Genomic DNA, 19,078 nt, shown 5'->3' on the forward strand with positions numbered 1-19,078 from the left:
GCGTAAAATAATTAGAAGTAGCAAGTCCTTTTGACATATAAATTATTTAATAAATATTCTTAGGACTTAGCTATTTCATCCGATTCTTACTCCTGACTTTAACCCTTACTTTTACCCACAAATATAAAAAAGCTAGTAAAATAGCAAATTCATATATTTGATAAAGGGTTTAAAAATGTACGGAGTAAATACAAATACGCAATATACTGATAGCTTAGGGGACAAATGGCTAGAAAGAGAGTTGAGACATGTTAATCTGGGAGATATAAGGCTTAATAAGAGGCTTATTACAACAAGTTATCTTATAGAGCGTAAGGCATCTGGATCAATTAATCAAAGTTGTGGTGGATGGAAAGAAGCTAAGGGCGCGTACAGGTTGTTTAGTAATGAAAAGCTTGAGGCCGAGAAAATTTATTCTTCTCATCATAAAGAAACAGCGGAAAGGATAAAAGGAAATAAGCTTATATTTTCAATCCAAGATACTAGTTATTTGGATTTTGACTCTCATATAAATACCAAAGGGCTAGGCAGTATTTCTAAAGCTTATACAAAGCATAAAAAGGGTTTGCTGCTGCATAGTGCCTTAATGGTCAGTAAAGAAGGATTACCTTTAGGTTTATCTTCTCAACAGTGCTGGGCGCGTCCCGCTAGAAAAGAAGAAACAGCAAAAGAAAAAGCAAATAGGAAATACCGTACTTCTATAGAGGAGAAAGAAAGTTATAAGTGGATAGCAGCACTAAAAGAAACCATAAATAACGTTTCCAAAGATGTACAACTTGTCACTCTTGGTGATAGGGAAGCAGATATCTTCAAATTTTTATGGATAGCTGAATCATTGGGTAGTTTTTATGTAATCCGTAACCGAGCTAATAGAAAATTTATCTGTACTGAAGAGGGAAAAACAGATTTGCAAACACGCATAGCTCAACTTCCGGTAAAAGAGAAAATCGTCTTGGAAGTTGCTAAAAACGGGCACCAGAAGTCAAGAAAAGCAAATATTGAAGTAAAATATATGAAAGGCTATATACCTATCAGAGCGCCTTACATTTATGGGTCAAAAGATACAGCACATAAAATAAGTGATAAAGTCGCTGTATATGTGGTAAGCGCAAAGGAAATGGATCCTCCTAAAGGAGTTGAAGCTATCGATTGGACTTTGTTAACTAATGTACCAGTTAATAGCACTTTAGATGCCATAGAAAGGATAAATTGGTATAAGCTACGATGGAAAATTGAAGAATACTTTAGAATTTTAAAATCAGGATGTAAAATAGAAAGCTCTCGTTTAACTACAAAGGAAAGGCTACAGAAATTAATTGCTATAAAGAGCATTATTACATTTAAAATTTTATATTTAACAAAAGTGGCTTTATCGCATCCTATGGAGGCTTGCACTAAGGTTCTAAGCAATGAAGAGTGGAAAGCTCTTTACATACGTGAGCATCAAGTGGCCACATTGCCCGAAGAACCTCCAAACATAAAACAAGCTATTATTTGGTTAGGAAAATTAGGTGGGTTTATGAATAGAAAAGGTGATAATTTACCAGGAAGTATGACTCTATGGCGAGGCTATGAAAATCTTAGAGAGAGCATGGTTATGCTTCACATAATAACTTCTCAAAGTTATGGGTAAAAGTAAGACTTTAACCCTGAAGACTCACCCCTGACTCTTTCAACATAACTTAATTGTTTAGATGTTAATGTGTCATTTAAGAAAGTGTTAGGTTTATTATCTACTTCAGCTTGAGGTACTGATTTTTCCACCAACCTGTTTGCCTTAGACAAGCTTTTTTGTTTTCCTACAAGCAACTCAACTTCTTTCTCAGCTAAAACTCCCTCTAAATGACTTCTTAACTGCGCTAGAAACTTATCAGTTTGTTTAAACTCAGGACGACAAGCTTCTTTTGCAGCTGAGTATAAGGTCTTTGATATTTCAGAAAAATTACCATTTCTTATTTGTCCAACTATAGTCGATTGTACTGATACAGGATTGAAATTTAAGCTTGTCGCTGATATACCTGATTTAACAGCTGTTTCATTTAATATTTGCTCAAACTTTGTAGTAATATTCAACGTATTAGCTTGTGCTTCTAATAAGGATATAGATTGACCTTCTGTAGAGACATGTTCTTGACCTGTAATTTTCCTTATAAATACATCCAATAGCAGTATTGTACCGTCAACATTTACTTGAGCATCGACTTGTGATAGTGAGCTTTGAGTTGTATTGTTTTCATGTAAAGCGGCTCTAGAATTAAATAACCCGCCTATAGAATTTTTTACCCAACCAAATAAGTCATTTATTCCTGATCCAATTCTCGTTGCTGCACTACTTGTTCGATCATTGCCCATGACAGGAGTGGCATTATTTTGGGCAACAAAAAACTCAAGATCATCACTACTACCTATAATAGGAGCCTCTTTAATAGCACGACGGCTGCGTTGATGTTCTGTTGTATTCTGGTGTTTATGTCTGCTGTGCTTATGCCTTATCTCATGGGTTGTAGTTTCATTAACTTCTGAGCTAATGTTTTCGCTTCTTGTATGATTAAACACATTATTATAAACTTGATCTTTATGTTCTTTCTTTACAACATCAATATCTCTTGCAGCACTTATTTGTTCCTGATGATCTTTTAAGATTATTTCTTTATCAGCAAATTTTACAGATAATGTTTGCATTTTTGCTTCTTGGTAAAAATCCTTAAGTAAGATAGTGCAACGTTCACTTTCCTCTTGATTAAATACATTAGTAATTATTAAGTCATCTTCTGTACGAGCAAAGATATAGTTACCTGCTTCTCTTTCTGTCACTAATTCAGTGTCCTTTTCTACATCATCAGGTATTATTACTATAATTTCTTTATCTTTATCAAACAATAGAGGTAGTGATTCTAAATTCCACAGATGACCATCACCTTTGATCTTCATAGGTGCGCTGTTTAAAACCACATGTAGTTTTTTATACCATTCATTTAGCAATGCACCTTTTAGTATTACACTTGAAATTAAAAATTCAGAAGATAAGTTTATACAACTACCAGATGAAAAATAGCGATTAGAGTATAATTTTATTATCAAATCATTATTATCTTTATTAATTTTATGTGAAACTTGTGACTCAGGACACTCTCTTTTTGCTTGTTGAACTACTTTACGTAAATCAATAGTATCCGTTGAATTTTCTGTATCAACATCATAAATTACTACTTCAGAAATAGGCAATTTATCAAAACTTTGGCCAGGAGCAACGACATACACATTTTCACCTCCATTACCTACTAAGTGGCTTGTGAAAGATGGATTATTATGCATAACTTCATGCGCACCATGGCCAATCATAACAGTTTCATCATTAGATAATTGAAATAACATAGTCATATTTAAACGATTTGCAACTGCTGGATAGTCACTAATTATTTCCTCAACAGTTTTGTTAGCTCTTTGTTGTGCATAGAAATTGTTTCTATTTAATATTTTAATTTCAGTATTATCTTGAAAAGTGTAACTAGTGTTTACTGGAAAGTCTGGATAGTTTCTTCTTGAGTTGTCATAATAATTTATTAAAATTATATTGCATTCCTTTAGTTTATCAAAAAAATTGAAAGTGATATCATCTTCCCCGATGTTAATTTCTCTAAGATTTGAAAGAGAGTAATCAAAACCAAACCTATGTTGAATTAACCCTTTAAAAGAAAATGAAACAGATGATTCACCATGTTCACCTCTAGGAATTATATAATCTATAAAATCTATACTTCTGTTGTTCCCTTCAAGCAAAAACACTTTGGTGTAACTTCTTAATACAACTTTTGGATTTTTATTTAAGTCGTAAGGAATTTTAACATAATCTTGCTTATTACTATTCTCACCACCTAAACCATCAACATATTCTAGATCTTTAACAAAATGTACTCTATCTGCTTTACTCTTTCTTCCATAAATTTGATTTATATAACTTGTCTTGAGTCCATGCGTACATTCATACGATTCCGCATATTCATCATTTCTACTACACACAGATCCTTTTATATCTATTAATGCATATTCGTTGTTTTTTGCACCAAATCCTCTGAAGTCCAGTGTATCAACTCCTCCTTCTCCAGATAAAAACCCTTTTATAAGATCTCCCTGTAAAACGAATATATCATTTTTATTTCCTCCGTGTAATCTTTTAAACCCTTCACCTACTAAGAAAATATTAGGACTGTCTATAAATCCTTTCACATAATCCACACCTTCTCCCAAGTTAATTAGAGTATAGTTTCCTGTTTTATTAGTAGATAAGTCAGCTATACCAATTGCGTTTTCACATGAATAAGCTCCATTATTTGGAACAGATTCATAATCTCCTTTCGGAAGACAAAACAACTCTCCTCCATTTAGATTATCTGGTTTTGATCTGTTCCACTTTATATCAGTCCTCGTTCTATCAAGTAACACTGTATTATCTAGGTCCACCTGAAATTTAGTTGTACATTCTCTAGCAAGACGTGTAACTGTACGCGTTTTAAAGCATTTACCTCCAATTCCACCGCTGACACATATACTTGTTTGGTATGGTGTGGTATGACAAGAATCTATCACTGACTTACCAGTAGGAAAAACATATTTTTGAATATCACTATGTTGTTTTAAGTACTCAAGTCCTTGCGTAACTAATTGGTTGTTAACCTCTTTTTCCTCCATTAATTCTTCTATATATCCTTCGGGTTTCATACCTATAAATGCACGTAAGCCTTCAATAAATTTTTCACTTCCTGTTAGATGAATAATCTCATCAATTCTATCTACCCGCTTAATTGCTAAATAAACATCAGTGCCAACAAAAACAACAGCTCCTATAGCTGCTCCGATAGGTCCAGTAACTGATGAAACTCCTTCAAATATTTCAAAAGCTTCGGCAATCTCTATTCCAACTTCTGTGCTATCTACTCCAAGATAGATACTATCACCTACTATACCTACTAAAGCATCCTTATTACCCTTTTTATATTCTTTAATTTGATTTACTAAATCATACACAACAAAAGCTGAAGTTCCACGAGCAAGAAAAGGTGAAGCTGCTTTTAAAGATCTACCAAGAAATAGCTTCCCATCTAAAACTAATCCTGTTCCCTTAACAGATGCAGCTTGAGCCACTCTTGCAAATCCTTGACCACCTGCAATAAATCCTAAATTAATAGCTACTCCTTGATAATCACCGCTTAAAAAATCAGCTAAAACATTTTTAGCCATCATTCCATGCATAGCAATATCAGAAATTCTTCCTACTTTATTTAAATGATTCATGACTTTTTGATTGTTGATCAGCTTATTAACTAAACCTTCTGTAACTTGAACTTTACTAGCTAGCTGAACTAATTGTGCCAATTTAGTCTCTGACATTAATTCACTTTTAATGTAATCGATAAATTTATCACTATTGATCTTAATCTTGCTAAAATCTCTTATCTCTTCTTCCTCGTCATTAAATTCATCCACATCATCCCAAGATAATTCACACTCTTTAGTTTCTCTTTTTCTTCTATCACTTCCTCTTGCATCTGAACTAGGACCAGGTAAACATTCCTCTAACGACACCGAACCTTGTTCTTCTTGTTTCTTAGACTTAGATTCATTTGTTACGCTAAGAAGCAAGCTTGCAATTATTTTAAGATTATCATCTTCTGGATCTTGAACCAATTTTTCTTGTGCTAAATCTAATGGTGTCTTTCCATTTTTATCTTGGATGTTAAAATTTGCTTGCTTACTCAACAATAACTGTACAAGCTTTAAGTAACCACCTTCAGTAGCAAAATGCAGTGCTGTCTGATCATAATTATCTATAGCATTGGTATTTGCTCCATATTCCAACAATATTCGTGCTGCACTAACTTTCCCTTTTTCAGCAGCCCACATTAATGGAGTTTCACCTTCAGTATCTCTAGCATTAATATGTTCGAACATTTTTTGTGGCTCTTTTTCTTTGATTTTTTCTAAAATGAGCCTGATTACTTCTTCATTACCACTACCGACTGACTGATGTAAAATAGTATCATGGCTGCTTCCTACAAAAATATCAGCACCTTTCTCTATGAGATTTTTTACTGTATCCAAGTTACCACTACTAGCAGCCAGATGTAAAGGTGTTCTACTAACTAATTCGTCTAGCATTCTCCTTAATTCAGTAACAAAATGGTGATTATATCTCTCAAAAATAGGCAGAGCCCGTTCTAGCAACTCCTTTTTTTTCTGAGGATCACCTAAATCCATATAAGCGTTACTGAGGTTTATCAATAGTTTAGCTACTTCAAAGTGCTCGGATCCATAATGTTTCTCTTCTATTGCTAAAGCACGTTCTAGCAACTCCTTTTGTTTTTGAGGATCACCTAAATTGCCGTAAGCATGACCGAGGTTTACTAGTGTTCTAGCTACTTCAAAATGCTCAAGGCCATAATGTTTTTCTTCTATTGCTAAAGCCCGTTCTAGCAACTCCTTTTTTTTCTTATTGTCACCTAAATCCCCATAAGCATTACCGAGGTTTGTCAGTATTTTAGCTACTTCAAAATGCTCATGGCCATAATGTTTCTCAAAAATTCCTAAAGCTCGTTGTTCTAACAATTCCTTTTGTTTCTGAGGATCACCTAAATCCCCGTAAGCGTTACCTAGATTTACTAGTGTTCTAGCTACTTCAAAATGCCCAGGGCCATAATATTTCTCTTGAATTTCTAAAGCCCATTCTAGCAACATCTTTTGTTTCTGAGGATTACCTAAATCTCCATAAGCGTTACCGAGGTTCGTCAGTACTTTAGTTGCTTCAAAATGCCCAGGGCCATAATGCTTCTCTTTTATTACTAAAGCCCGTTCTAGCAACATCTTTTGTTTCTGAAAATCGCCTAAATCCCCATAAGCGTTACCAAGGTTTGTCAGTACTTTAGCTACTTCAAAATGCTCAGGACCATAATGTCCCTCAAAGATTTCTAAAGCTCTTTCTAGCAACTCCTTTTGTTTCTGAGGATCGCCTAAATCCCCATAAGCGTTACCTAGATTTACTAGTATTCTAGCTACTTCAAAATGCTCATGGCCATAATGTTCCTCAAAAATTTCTAAAGCTCTTTCTAGCAACTTCTTTTGTTTCTTAGGATCTCCTAAATCCCCATAAGCGTTACCTAGATTTACTAGTGTTCTAGCTACTTCAAAATGCTCAGGGCCATAATGTTTCTCAAAAATTCCTAAAGCTCGTTCTAGTAACTCCTTTTTTTTCTGAGGGTCACCTAAATTTCCATAAGTGTTACCAAGGTTTTCTAATGCTGTGGCTAAATAATTTTCTTGAATTGGTAAAGCCCGTGCCAGCAACTCCTTTTGCTTCTGAGAATCACCTAAATCCCCATAAGCATTACCGAGATTCGTCAGTACTTTAGCTACCTCAAAATGCTCAGGACCATAATGTTTCTCAAAAATTCCTAAAGCTCGTTCTAGTAACTCTTTTTTTTTCTGAGTGTTACCTAAATTCCCATAAGCGTTACCAAGGCTTACCAGTAGTTTAGCTACTTCAAAATACTCAGAGCCATAATGTTTCTTATAAATTTCTAAAGCCTGTTCCAGCAACTCCTTTTTTTTCTGAGGATCACCTAAATCACCATAAGCGTTACCAAGATTCCCTAGTACCTTGGCTACTTCAAAATGCTCAGAGCTATAATGTTTCTGTTGAATTTCTAGAGCACGTTCCAGCAATTCTTTTTTTTTCTGAGGATTACCTAAATCTCCATAAGCGTTACCGAGGTTTATCAGTATTTTAGCTACTTCAAAATACTCAGGGCCATAATGTTTCTCAAAAATTTTTAAAGCACGCTCTAGCAATACCTTTTTTTTTTGAGGATCAACCAAATCCCCATAAGCGTTACCAAGATTTACTAGTACTCTAGCTACTTCAAAATTCTCAGTACCATAATGTTTCTCAAAAATTCCTAAAGCACATTCTAGCAACTCCTTTTGTTTTTGAGTGTTGCCTAAGTCACCATAAGCGTTACCGAGATTTACTAGTATTCTAGCTACTTCAACATTCTCAGAGCCATAATGTTTTTCAAAAGCCCCTAAAGCTCGTTCTAGTAACTCCTTTTTTCTTATAGGATTACCAAGATCAGAATATCCGTCACTCACCCATATTAATAAACCTTCAAGATAATTTTCTTCTATTCTTTGTTTATCTTCAGGTTTTTTTACTAACCAATCATCCAGATGTGATAAAAGTACTTCTAAATGTGGTAACAACTGTCGTTTTTTAGCAATATCTCCTTGCGTATCACTTCCATAAGGAAAATCTTTTTTTAGTAACTCGAAAGCCTTCACCATAGTCTCTTTTTCCTCGCCTTGTCCTTCTAACTCCAACCTTGCTACTTTTTGTACTAATCTATGGATATTTAATATACTTTGCTTTTGTTCACTATTTACCATTGAGTATTTCAAGAGTAATCGAGTAGCAGACTTCACTCGATCTTCATCACCCCATGCAAAATTTAAAAATATTACTCTATTGATGTTTTCAGGTGCAAAATAAGCCATAATATTTAAAATCTCTATTGCTTCTTTGCCGGCTTCTTTGTCTTTCTCTATCTTACTAAGTGTAACTTTCCAAGTTGTAAAAACTGTTTTAATGTATGGATCATGAAAAAATTCCTGAAAATGCTTGCTATCAAGTAACTTTTGTGCTTCTGTTTTATACTTCTCTAAATACTCTTGTATACCAAGTCCTTCAATCTTAATATAAGCAACAGCTTGTGCCAGTGCTAACGGAAGCCTTTGTAACTTACTTGCTAAATTTTCTATATCTTTATCTTGTGAACTATCATCACTTTCTATCTCTAATGCATTCCTTATAAATTTTTCCGCTTCTTCATCAGTGAAAACATTAAGATCAAGAACTTTTACTTTTGTATTTTCCCAGTTTCTATATCTGGAAGTGATTAAAATACTTGGTTTATTACCTACAAATTGCTTTGGCAAATACTCTTTAATCTGGTCATAATTTTTAACGTTGTCAAAAATAAATAAAATTTTTGTTTCTTTAAAATACTTATATATTTCTTGAATTATCACTTCAATGTTTCTCTCTGTGACATTAGAATCAATTTCAGAAAGAGAATTAATATTTAAATTTCTTCTAAATTCCCCTAATTCACCAAGATTTAGCAATTTCCTAACCGAATTTAATATCTCGCTTTGTGTTTCAGCATCTATCCATATAACGTTGTTATTATAGTACTCAGAATACTCTTCAGCATATTTTAAAGCTAGTTGAGTTTTACCTATTCCACCCAAACCACTAAGAGAAGCCTGTGAATTGCTTGATCTTAGTGAATTTGAAGCTTGTGAATTTATTGATAGAAGTGCCATTTCTTGTATTACTGCTATATCACTGCTATCACTATTAGGATTTAACAATCTATCTAAATCTTCCAATTCTTTTTCTCTTCCAGTAAAATTTTCTACTAGTTCTTTTGGAATAAATTTTATATCTTGAGGGGTTTGCAGCTTTTTTGCGCTTTCAGCTAGTATACCAGTGATCGCCTCTATATCGCTTTTTGTAAGCGGCTCTGCTTTTTCGATTTCTTTCAATATTTCATTAGATTCTTTTTTAATATCTCCTGACTGTAAAACATATGTATAGTTTATTTCTTGAGTATGCTGATCTTCTTGAAGCTCTCTTCTTTCTAATAGAGCGAGAAGATGTCGAATACCATTTTCTTTCTCAAAGGCTAAAGGAAGTCGGTAGCCATATTTTCCTCTATTATTGCTATAATAACGATTGACTTTTCCTTCGCTTACAATTACACCAGTTTCCTTATATAGTCCCCCAGTATTCAAATCTTTTCCACTTTTATCTTTTAACGCGTACCCACGTTTTAAAATTCCTTCTGATTTACCTAAAATAATACTTTTTGCTATAAAATCACTTGAGATAGCTTCTGAGTTTTTAGCAATATAATTTAATGCTCTATAAACAGCATCTTCGGCTAATTTTTCAATTGCCATTTTATCACCTGCATTATCTGTGACACTCATAAATTGACTTTCAAAGCTGCAGAAAATTTCAGCTGCAGCTTCCGATAATATTTGACTCAAGTAACCTTTAGGCACGCTTTCAAAAATTCTGGTAATTCTTGCAGCTTTTGTTTTACCTATATGAATAAATTGACCAACTATGTTCCTAGCTGAAGCTGATATTGAAGGTATAATTCCTGTCATACCACGCGCAATTCCATAACCTATTAACGCTCCAGTTGCTCCTATTTTTAATTCTTCTATTACTTTTTCCAAAGTTACTTGTTTTCCTTTTGCACGTATGTGGGAGATTGCCAATTCTTTTGAGAAATCAGTAACAAAAGCTTTCATAAAAGTATTCAATCGTTCCTTTATTTTTTCTTTCTGAGGTGAAAGCTTTAATTTTTTTACCTCTGACTTCTCTTGCTCTTCAGTAGAAGGCCTTTTTCTACCTGTTTGCTTCGAAACCCCTGATTGCTCAACTAAGTCAACTTCCATAGGTTCATGACCTTTCTCTAAATTTTCTTCTGCATCAAAAAATTCTTCTTCTCTATTTTGACTACCCACCTGATTAAAAACTTCTACATGAAATTGTCCACTCAATATCTCAACAACGCTGTTTCTCTCAAAAAGACTAGCAACATCTGACGGAGTTTGATCAAGGCGATTTTTTACATCAGTACGTACTCCTTGAGCTAAGAGTAATTGAGTAACCTCTGCATTACCATGTTGTGCTGCAAAGTGTAATGCTGTCCAACCTTCACTGTCTTGGTAATTAATATTATCTATTCCAAGATTAAGATAAGCTTTAGCTTCTTGCTGTTTATTATTTTTTATAGCTTCAATTAGCGCTTGTGCTCTTACTAGGCCAAAGTTGTAATGAGACTCACCATTATTAAACAACTGTACTTGATCGTTACTATTATCATAGCTAATAGAGTGTTTTGTGCCATCAGAGAATACAACTGTACTGCTATGCAGCATTTGACTCATTGCCTGTATTTCATGATTACCACCCCAAGCTTTAGAGTCACGCATACATTCTATATATGAATCAAATATGAACTGCTTTAGGTCGACATTATCGAACTCTGGATCATTCACCTTGCTTAGCTCATTATTAACCTCATCTTCTCTGGTAGATTTAAGCTTGTTAATATCAATTCTATATTGTACAATTTCTCTTTTAAATCGATTAGAGAAGTTATCTATAAATCTATTTATGTAATCTGTATTTCTACTTCCAAAAATGTCATTGATAGAGATAGTATCTAGATACTTCTGTTTATTATTAAATATTTCATTAACGACTCTGTTACGAAACTCTTCTGTTACTAACCTTCTGATCGTTTCATCATCACGAATAGCTACATTATTTGAAGATGGGTTATAACTTTTAATTAACTCTTGTATTTGCTCTAACTCTTCAGAATCTACACTTCCAAATAACTTTTCAAATCTTTCTTGAAAGGAATTATCATCATATTTTACAGGAGTTAAATAAGCTAAAGCAGCAGCCCAGAATAAACAGCTACCATCTGCTGGTACATTGATTTTTGTAAATGATCCTTCGTTCAATGATAATTTATAATACTTTTCTAAAGTACTGATAATTTCTGAATCTTTAGCTAGTGCTAGTGGTGTCTTACCTTCATTATTTTCTAAGTCAATCTGTGCATGTTTGCTTAGAAGTAATTGTACTAATTCCTTATTGCCTTTAGAAGTAGCAATATGTAAAGGGGTATCACCTTTATTATTCTTAGCATTGATATCTGTCTTCCACTCTTGAAGCAGCAACTCTTCAACTATCTCTTTTTTGTCTCTTTCAACAGCATAGTGTAAAGGTGTATTATCTTTATTATTTTTATCAACAATGTTAGTCTTTACTCCTGCTATTAGAAGTTCTTGAACTTTATGTAGATTACCATTCCTTATAGCAGAAAATAGCTCTGTATTTTGCTCCCTTTCATCATCACTATCAGACCTACGATAACGCTTAAGTTTAGGAAATTCCTTAATTTCTGTATGATGTTCTTCTTCTATCGGCTCAGCAATGCTTTCTTTTTTTAGATAATCTGTTGGATGTTGTGTTTTCAGCATAGAGATACCATATGACTTTCATTACTAAAACCCACTATATTAAACTTCTCATATAGTAATTGTGAAAATCAACAAAGCAAGTTTTTAATGCATATTTTGGCATTTTATTTTGTACTATTTATTTGTATTTTTAAGCTGGGAGATACAAGTAGCTATGGTTTTTGTTGCACTTTTCAACATAAATCTACAGCAAGAAACATAACCTTCCATCTTCGGTTTTAATATCAATATAGCCTAACTTCTTTTTTTTGAGCCACATCAATACCTACTAATACTGTGTCTTTACAAACAAGCCCAGAGCGAATAAGGCGAGAGATGATCATTAGTACATACTATCCTTTCTACTGCTCTATTTCGTTGTTGGGTGCATTTGTACAACATTTCACCCAACAGCTTCTCCTGTGTTGATAACTTCTTACACATCACTCTTTGAAACTGTACATTATCTGCATAAATTTTACTAGATATATACAGATAAAATACGAAATCCCCTTATTAAAGAGTAGAAGTAGAGTATGTTGCATAGTTACCAGATCTTGCTGCCTCTACTTTTAGTGAATCAAGAACACTAGGCTTTACTTCTTGTGTTCCAAAAAGAAGTATATCTATATCATTCACTACTTTCATTGCTTCGGCCTTAATATTTACAAGTGCTTCATCATTTATTACGCTACCATCTTCTATAACTTCCATAGCTTCTCGATTTCCTAATACTTGTTGTTGTAAATCAGTTAATAATTTACAGTGTTGATCTAGTGCACCTTGCAAAGTTTTATATTCATTCGATGTAATAGATTCTTTATGCAAAGTTTTAATTTCATGCGAAATATCAATTAATTGTTTCATTAAAACAGATCTAGCTTGTTTTAATTGTTTCTTTTTGCCAGTACTAGAAAAAGTCTTTTTTCTTTCTGTTTCTAGCTTTATGTCAATTTGTACCAATAATTTTATCTGTTCCTTTGCTTCTAGTATTTTTGTTTTTATTTTTTGGTAAGAAGAAACCGGATCTATACTATTGGATACTCCACTAAACACATGCCTAATACCCTGGTAAGATTCTAACAACTGCTCTGTGGTTTTACCTATTTCAATAGAACTTTTTAACATAAACATACCCTCTATATATAATACTACTTTTAGTATTAATGTAGTATACGAGAAAGTCAATATAATCTTGAGAAAAAATTCAAACCTTACCTATGAATCATATAATCAATCTGACAACCTGCTATATTACCTGTTTTCCTCTGAAAAAATGGATTTTCACTTACTATTCCATCAGCTCTTAAAATATTAAGTATGCTTTTTCTGTTATTAAGCACTAAATTTTCAAACTGGAGTCCAATAATTGTATGCCACTCTGGTAGAGATGAAAGTAACCCCATAGAGTATGTATCACGGTTAATTTTTCCTAAAAAAGTTTAATCTTTCAAGCCCATCCAAGAAATTTCATCAAATATTTTTCCTGCGCTCACCAACTGCCCATACTCCAGTCATCATGCCTGGCAAAAGATGTGTTTAGCAACTTGTCTAGAAAATTCATTAAGTTGATGTAGTATGCTTCTCTGGTGGCAAGCCTATAAATGAGTAATATTGTTCAAAATACTTACCAAACTCTTGAATTAAACGACTTTTTCCTATACGGCGCCTTCCTTTTACTACTACACAAGATGCAGTATTTTTTTCTGTAAGCTCCACTAGTTGCCTTAACTCAGTTTGCCTACCAATAAATGATGGAGACATAAAACACGAAATATAAATCTTTGTCTCCATTATGTATTATAAAATTGGAGGCGTAAATAAATAAATTTCGATCTTTGTCTCCATGGTGGTTTATTGAAAAATTCCATTGCACTTAAGGTTAAAATTCCTGTAAGAGCCAGAAAGGTTTTGCACGTTAAATACACAGTTTTTTGTAACAATCGGAATATGTAAGCCAAACTCACGAATTGAAGCGCATATTCTGAACGTCGTTTTTTCTGGGATTTCTGTCATATTCGATGAGGTTTTCAATTGGGTAATAGTGAATTGCAAGGAATTTGCTCATTAAGAAGTTAACATTTAAAATAAGTCTACCGCTAGGCAAGGCCCGAGGCTTCACTACCCACGGTTGTATTTTGTGGGGAAGGACACACTTTTACGGGATATCTTTAACTATTATTGTTGAAAATTTAGATATTATTGTTAATCTTGTCATTTTGTTTGTTTCGTAGTTAAAGTTATATCTTAATAGATTAAGCATTATCGTTGATATTCTTATCTTTGCATCTAACGTCAGAGTTGTATTGCTCTGTAAGCCCCGTATTTCCTAGCTTTTGAGCCCACAGCATCAAAGCAAGACTGTCAGCTTCATTGTCATCTATAGGAAAAAAATCTCTACCTTGTACTGCATCAATCACATCAGTCTTACTTGCATTACCCTTGCCTGTGATAAATCTTTTTATAGTCTTGACAGGTACACCTTGGTAGGGGATATGGTTCTCTTCACACCAAGCAGTCAAATGAGCTAAGAAGCCTCCGTAGCAATGAGCAGCATCAGTTCCAAGGTGTCTTCTAACCTCCTCAAAATAAACCGTTCTAATATCTGGAAATTTTTCTTTCATCAAATTGAGCCAACTACGAAATTTTAAGAAGTGCATACCACCACCGCTAAAACGGCTAGCATGAAAACTCTCACTGCCACTTTGAATTATTCCATCATGCAAAATAGCCCAGCCTGTTTGTTTGCCTAAATCGAGTGTTAGTATTGACATCTGCTTACTCAACTAAAAATATCCTTTCTTAAATTACAAAGATCCCATCTTGATAACGTAGTAAATGGCTTGATCCCTTGCAATATAGCATGCGTTCATCTCGTATCTCTGACCTAGATAAATGCCATACTCTGTCATCACACATGGTTATACTTGAATCGTGCTCACATACTAAAACAGCACAATTTAATGTTTTTGCTATATAAGCGCAGCAACCTTCCATAAACTGCTTAAGATGTGAAGGATTACTTTTATTTCCACCAAATAGATCTGCAATGGTATCCAACACTACAAGCTTTGGCTGAAATAACTTGATACTCGAATATAGCACGTGGAACAGAGGTGTTAGCTCTCCTACATCATCTTCAAAAGTCATTAATAGATTATCTGTTTCCACTCGCCCAAACATTCGCATTTGGCTTCCCAATAAAGATTCGTCAGTTTGGTATAGGGAATCAATTGCACATTGGCGGTCTGAGACTTCTTGTTTATTGTTTTCGAAAAACACACCATATGCTCTTGCTTTTTTAACTTTCATGTTGAGCCATGGTTTTCCAGTAGCAACAGCGGTCATTAATTGCTGAGCTAAGAGAGATTTACCAACTTCATGCTCACCTTTGAGAACCGAAACATCTCCTATGGAAAGCCAATCCTCTACAACAAACTCCTTTTGTGGAGCGCACCATTTTGATAAATCTATTGCTTTTTTCATATAAAAGTTAAATTGGTAGCCTGTCTGGTATCTTTAAAGTACATAAGACTTAAATTGCAGATAGTTTGTAAATTAAAAGATAATATATTAAGTAATAATATTAATTATGAAAGGGGGGTGCCATTTTGTGTGCGCCAAGAAGCGCGTAAGGGACAGTTGGTGAAAATCCAATACGGGTAAAGCTTAGCCAGCAACCTGGAACAGACCATTATACTGCGTAAGGTAACGAGCGTAGTAAAGCTAATGGAATGGACAACATAGGGTGCAACGCAAGTGAAGGTATTGAGTTCCGTAATGCACGCATCGTGGGGGCCGACACTTTACAAATGGTGGAAGGCAACATGGGTAATAACGCTAAGGCAAGATATTACTCACCCCATCGGGATCGAAGGCCGCGTCATGTGTTGAGATGGACCTTACGTGAACTTGGGAGATCCTTTGTATTCCTGTAAGGGTACTCTGGAACAAGTCAATAAAGGCGAGGACTGGAGAATGATACAAAGGAAGTCGGACTGACTGATAGTACTCGGAGTGTGGGAAAGCCACATACAAGGGGAAGCGGTCAGCAATATAGTGACTGGTATAGGGATTGCTATACCAATACAACAGAGATTGGAGGAATATGCAAGGAAAACTAAACCAGATAGCAGTACGTGCTAAGCAAGATAAGCGAGTAAAATTTACGTCGCTAGTTCATCTGATAAATACAGAGAATCTTGCGGAGTGTTACAAGGAACTAAAACGCAACAAGGCTTGTGGTATAGACCAAGTGACAGTAGAAGCCTATGGAGAAGATCTAGAAGAGAAACTTAAAAAGCTAGTAGATAGTATGAAGAAGAAGCAATATCAACCGCAACCAGTGAAAAGGGTATACATACCTAAAGCTGGGAGCAAAGAGAAGCGCGGGCTCGGAATACCCATGGTTAGAATTAACTGCACCTAAGTCCAGTCGATATTCGGGATACGCTACTATTACTCATCCATTCCATCCATGGAAGGGGAAAAGTTTTCAAATATTATCAACAAAAAACTTTAATAATCGGGATATATTTAGTTTGAAAACGTTGACGCGTGGTACAGTGGGCATTCCACGTGATTGGACAGACAAAGCAGATCCTAATCTTTATCAAACCCTTACTGATTTATCGCCTATTTTATCGTTTTCCCATCTTCAGCAGTTAGTTAAATTAGTTACCAATCTTGATCAAGCTAAAAATAGCAAAGAGGTTGATTAATGACTAACACAGAAACGATTATAGGAAAGAAATTATGCCATTGGAAGGAAAAACCTCCGTAATATCAGTAGATGCTACCAGGATAGCTATTTGTATAGCAAACATGTTGCATGAGTATTTAATAGTGGAACAACAATTGATTAAAACGGAGGATATTAATAATGACAGCACACAAAATTCAGAACCACCATATATTAAAACCAGCATACGTTTATTTAAGGCAATCAACAATGGGACAGGTAAGGCTCAATCAGGAGAGTACTGAAAGGCAGTATAAACTGAAAGATAAAGCGCAACAAATGGGATGGTCTCAGAATGCCATAAGAGTTTTAGATGATGATTTAGGGATTTCAGGAGCTCAAGCTAATAATCGAGAAGATTTTAAAATATTAGTTGCTGATGTATCAATGGGAAAAGTAGGAGCCGTGTTTGTACTGGAAGCGTCGAGATTATCTAGATCTTGCAGTGATTGGCATAGATTACTGGAATTATGTGCTTTAACAGATACATTGATTATAGATGAAGATGGTTGTTACAATCCTAATGACTTCAACGACCAATTGGTACTTGGGCTAAAAGGAACGATATCACACGCAGAGTTGCATTTCATCCGTGCTAGACTTTTAGGAGGTAAGGTAAATAAGGCTAAGAAAGGAGAGCTTCGATTTCCTCTCCCAGTAGGATTTTGCTATGATGATGAAGGTAATACTAGATTTGACGATAATGAGCAAGTAAGAAGTGTGATTCAATTATTGTTTAAAGTATTTAAAGAAAAGGGCAGTGCTTATGGAGTAGTACATCATTTTGGTAAGAACAAAATACAGTTTCCAAAACGAGCATATGGTGGTATTTGGAAAGGAAAGTTAATATGGGGAGCACTGACACATTCTAGGGTATGTTCAGTATTAAAAAACCCTTCTTATGCTGGAGCTTATGTTTATGGTCGCTTTAAATATCAGAAAAAATTATCAAGTACTGGATTGGTCAAGACAACAGTAGTTCGCCTACCGACAGAAGCCTGGCATACAATGATAAAAAACCACCACGAAGGTTATATAACGTGGGAAGAATATGTAGCAAATAAAAAGGTTTTAGCAAATAATCAAACCAGTGGAGAAGAGAATATGCTACCTACAGCAGTACGAGAAGGATTGGGATTATTGCAGGGATTATTAATTTGTAGTTACTGCGGCTGTCGTCTTACTGTAAGGTATAAGAGCAAAGGTGGTGTTCTTGCTGTTTATGAATGTAATTGGAAAAAGAAGTGGGGAGAAGATAGTAAGAGTTGTTTTTCTGTTTATGGAAATCCTCTGGATGAAGCTATCGTAAAAAGAGTATTGGAAGTCATGGAACCTGCGCAAATTGAGATTGCCGTAAAAGCATTTGAAGAATTGGAGCAACGAGGTCACATGCTAGATAAACAATGGCAAATGCAGATAAAAAGAGCAGATTATGAAGTACAACTGGCACAGAGACGTTATGAAGAAGTAGACCCATCAAATCGCCTAGTAGCTGGAACATTGGAGAAACGTTGGAACGAAGCTTTAATAGCATTGGAAGAAGCACAGAATCAATATGATGAATATAAGAAAAATGATGTACTTACAGCTACAAAACAACAAAAAGAGAAAGTGTTGGCACTAGCTCAGGACTTACCACGCTTATGGAATGCAGAATCAACAAGTGCAAGAGATCGAAAGCGTATTTTACGACTTCTAGTTAAGGATATTACTGTTGAAAAACTACGTAGTGAACAAAAAGCAGTACTACATATACGCTGGCAAACAAATGCTATAGAGGACTTAGAGGTGCAATTGCCAAAAAAATCCTATGACAGATGGAGGCATTCAGATGATATAATTGATCGGATAAGACAGCTATCGAAAACAATGACTGATGAACAAATTATTAGTTTGTTAAACCAAGAGGGGCTGACAACAAATAAAGGTAATCCTTTTACTATAAAAAGTATGAAATGGATTCGATTTAAACATAAGATCCCAGCACTATGTAATCAAAAATCTGAAGAAGAGTTATCAGTGAAACAAGTTGCAGAAAAATTCAATGTCAGTCATTACGTAGTACGTTATTGGATTGAACGTAAGTTTATTAATGCACGACGTATTGGTGAAAGGTTCTGGATATCGATAAGTTTAGAACAAGAACTGGAGTTAAAAAAACGTATTGAGAGCTCTTCTAAAATAGCAATTGCAAGGTTGAAATCACAAAAACAAATTGAAGGAGGTGTATTATGA

At 34.6% G+C, this 19,078-nt stretch carries 10 protein-coding genes and 1 pseudogene; 4 read left to right on the forward strand and 7 right to left on the reverse strand.

The genetic code is table 11. The features are described from left to right. The first annotated feature begins 157 nt into the window (after positions 1 to 157). Positions 158 to 1,633 carry an IS4 family transposase gene (locus tag ASM33_RS05545; RefSeq protein WP_157956338.1) on the forward strand — a complete coding sequence of 492 codons (1,476 nt, stop codon included), beginning with the start codon at positions 158 to 160 and terminating at the stop codon, positions 1,631 to 1,633. Here ASM33_RS05545 and ASM33_RS08725 read toward each other — a convergent pair. The 7 genes and pseudogenes from ASM33_RS08725 to ASM33_RS05610 form a co-directional block, all read right to left on the reverse strand. Beyond that, positions 1,624 to 12,123 (reverse strand): tetratricopeptide repeat protein, encoded by a 10,500-nt coding sequence (locus ASM33_RS08725; protein WP_237342887.1) that lies wholly within the window; start codon positions 12,121 to 12,123, stop codon positions 1,624 to 1,626. The genes ASM33_RS05545 and ASM33_RS08725 overlap by 10 nt on opposite strands. 495 nt (positions 12,124 to 12,618) lie before the next feature. Continuing rightward, positions 12,619 to 13,230 carry a hypothetical protein gene (locus ASM33_RS05590; RefSeq protein WP_110410018.1) on the reverse strand — a complete coding sequence of 204 codons (612 nt, stop codon included), beginning with the start codon at positions 13,228 to 13,230 and terminating at the stop codon, positions 12,619 to 12,621. 86 nt (positions 13,231 to 13,316) lie between these two features. Then, entirely contained in the window at positions 13,317 to 13,508 is a 192-nt protein-coding gene (locus ASM33_RS08730; RefSeq protein ID WP_237342888.1) for a hypothetical protein, read from the reverse strand. 157 nt (positions 13,509 to 13,665) lie between these two features. After that, positions 13,666 to 13,866: an ATP-binding protein gene (locus ASM33_RS08735; protein WP_237342889.1), complete on the reverse strand. Its 201-nt coding sequence runs from the start codon at positions 13,864 to 13,866 to the stop codon at positions 13,666 to 13,668. A 165-nt stretch (positions 13,867 to 14,031) separates the two neighbouring features. After that, positions 14,032 to 14,170 (reverse strand): annotated as a pseudogene (locus ASM33_RS08885) (ParB N-terminal domain-containing protein); the annotation flags it as partial. Positions 14,171 to 14,357: 187 nt separating this feature from the next. Further along, the gene (locus tag ASM33_RS05605; RefSeq protein WP_237342890.1) at positions 14,358 to 14,876 is read right to left on the reverse strand and encodes a crossover junction endodeoxyribonuclease RuvC; all 519 of its coding nucleotides are present in this window, start codon (positions 14,874 to 14,876) and stop codon (positions 14,358 to 14,360) included. A 28-nt stretch (positions 14,877 to 14,904) separates the two neighbouring features. Then, positions 14,905 to 15,588 (reverse strand): AAA family ATPase, encoded by a 684-nt coding sequence (locus ASM33_RS05610; protein WP_110410017.1) that lies wholly within the window; start codon positions 15,586 to 15,588, stop codon positions 14,905 to 14,907. A gap of 622 nt (positions 15,589 to 16,210) precedes the next feature. Between ASM33_RS05610 and ASM33_RS05620 the strand changes: the two genes are divergently transcribed. The 3 genes from ASM33_RS05620 to ASM33_RS05625 all read left to right on the forward strand — a co-directional run bounded on the left by ASM33_RS05620 (position 16,211) and on the right by ASM33_RS05625 (position 19,078). After that, the gene (locus ASM33_RS05620) at positions 16,211 to 16,531 is read left to right on the forward strand and encodes a reverse transcriptase family protein (RefSeq protein WP_237342891.1); all 321 of its coding nucleotides are present in this window, start codon (positions 16,211 to 16,213) and stop codon (positions 16,529 to 16,531) included. Positions 16,532 to 16,559: 28 nt separating this feature from the next. Further along, a complete protein-coding gene (locus ASM33_RS08740) occupies positions 16,560 to 16,823 on the forward strand; it encodes a DUF5372 family protein (protein WP_157956406.1) in 264 nt (87 codons plus the stop codon). A gap of 161 nt (positions 16,824 to 16,984) precedes the next feature. Further along, complete coding sequence (locus ASM33_RS05625) at positions 16,985 to 19,078, forward strand: recombinase family protein (RefSeq protein ID WP_110409269.1); 2,094 nt, start codon at positions 16,985 to 16,987, stop codon at positions 19,076 to 19,078.

This window comes from Wolbachia endosymbiont of Folsomia candida (assembly GCF_001931755.2).
In the GTDB taxonomy this organism is placed as follows: Bacteria; Pseudomonadota; Alphaproteobacteria; order Rickettsiales; family Anaplasmataceae; genus Wolbachia.

What these genes read in the sequence shown, in the direction of transcription:
- ASM33_RS08725 (WP_237342887.1), bottom strand. Translation starts at nt 12,123, where the DNA reads ATGCTGAAAACACAACATCCAACAGATTATCTAAAAAAAGAAAGCATT.
- ASM33_RS05590 (WP_110410018.1), bottom strand. Translation starts at nt 13,230, where the DNA reads ATGTTAAAAAGTTCTATTGAAATAGGTAAAACCACAGAGCAGTTGTTA.
- ASM33_RS08730 (WP_237342888.1), bottom strand. Translation starts at nt 13,508, where the DNA reads ATGGGGTTACTTTCATCTCTACCAGAGTGGCATACAATTATTGGACTC.
- ASM33_RS08735 (WP_237342889.1), bottom strand. Translation starts at nt 13,866, where the DNA reads ATGTCTCCATCATTTATTGGTAGGCAAACTGAGTTAAGGCAACTAGTG.
- ASM33_RS05605 (WP_237342890.1), bottom strand. Translation starts at nt 14,876, where the DNA reads ATGTCAATACTAACACTCGATTTAGGCAAACAAACAGGCTGGGCTATT.
- ASM33_RS05610 (WP_110410017.1), bottom strand. Translation starts at nt 15,588, where the DNA reads ATGAAAAAAGCAATAGATTTATCAAAATGGTGCGCTCCACAAAAGGAG.
- ASM33_RS05620 (WP_237342891.1), top strand. Translation starts at nt 16,211, where the DNA reads ATGCAAGGAAAACTAAACCAGATAGCAGTACGTGCTAAGCAAGATAAG.
- ASM33_RS05625 (WP_110409269.1), top strand. Translation starts at nt 16,985, where the DNA reads ATGACAGCACACAAAATTCAGAACCACCATATATTAAAACCAGCATAC.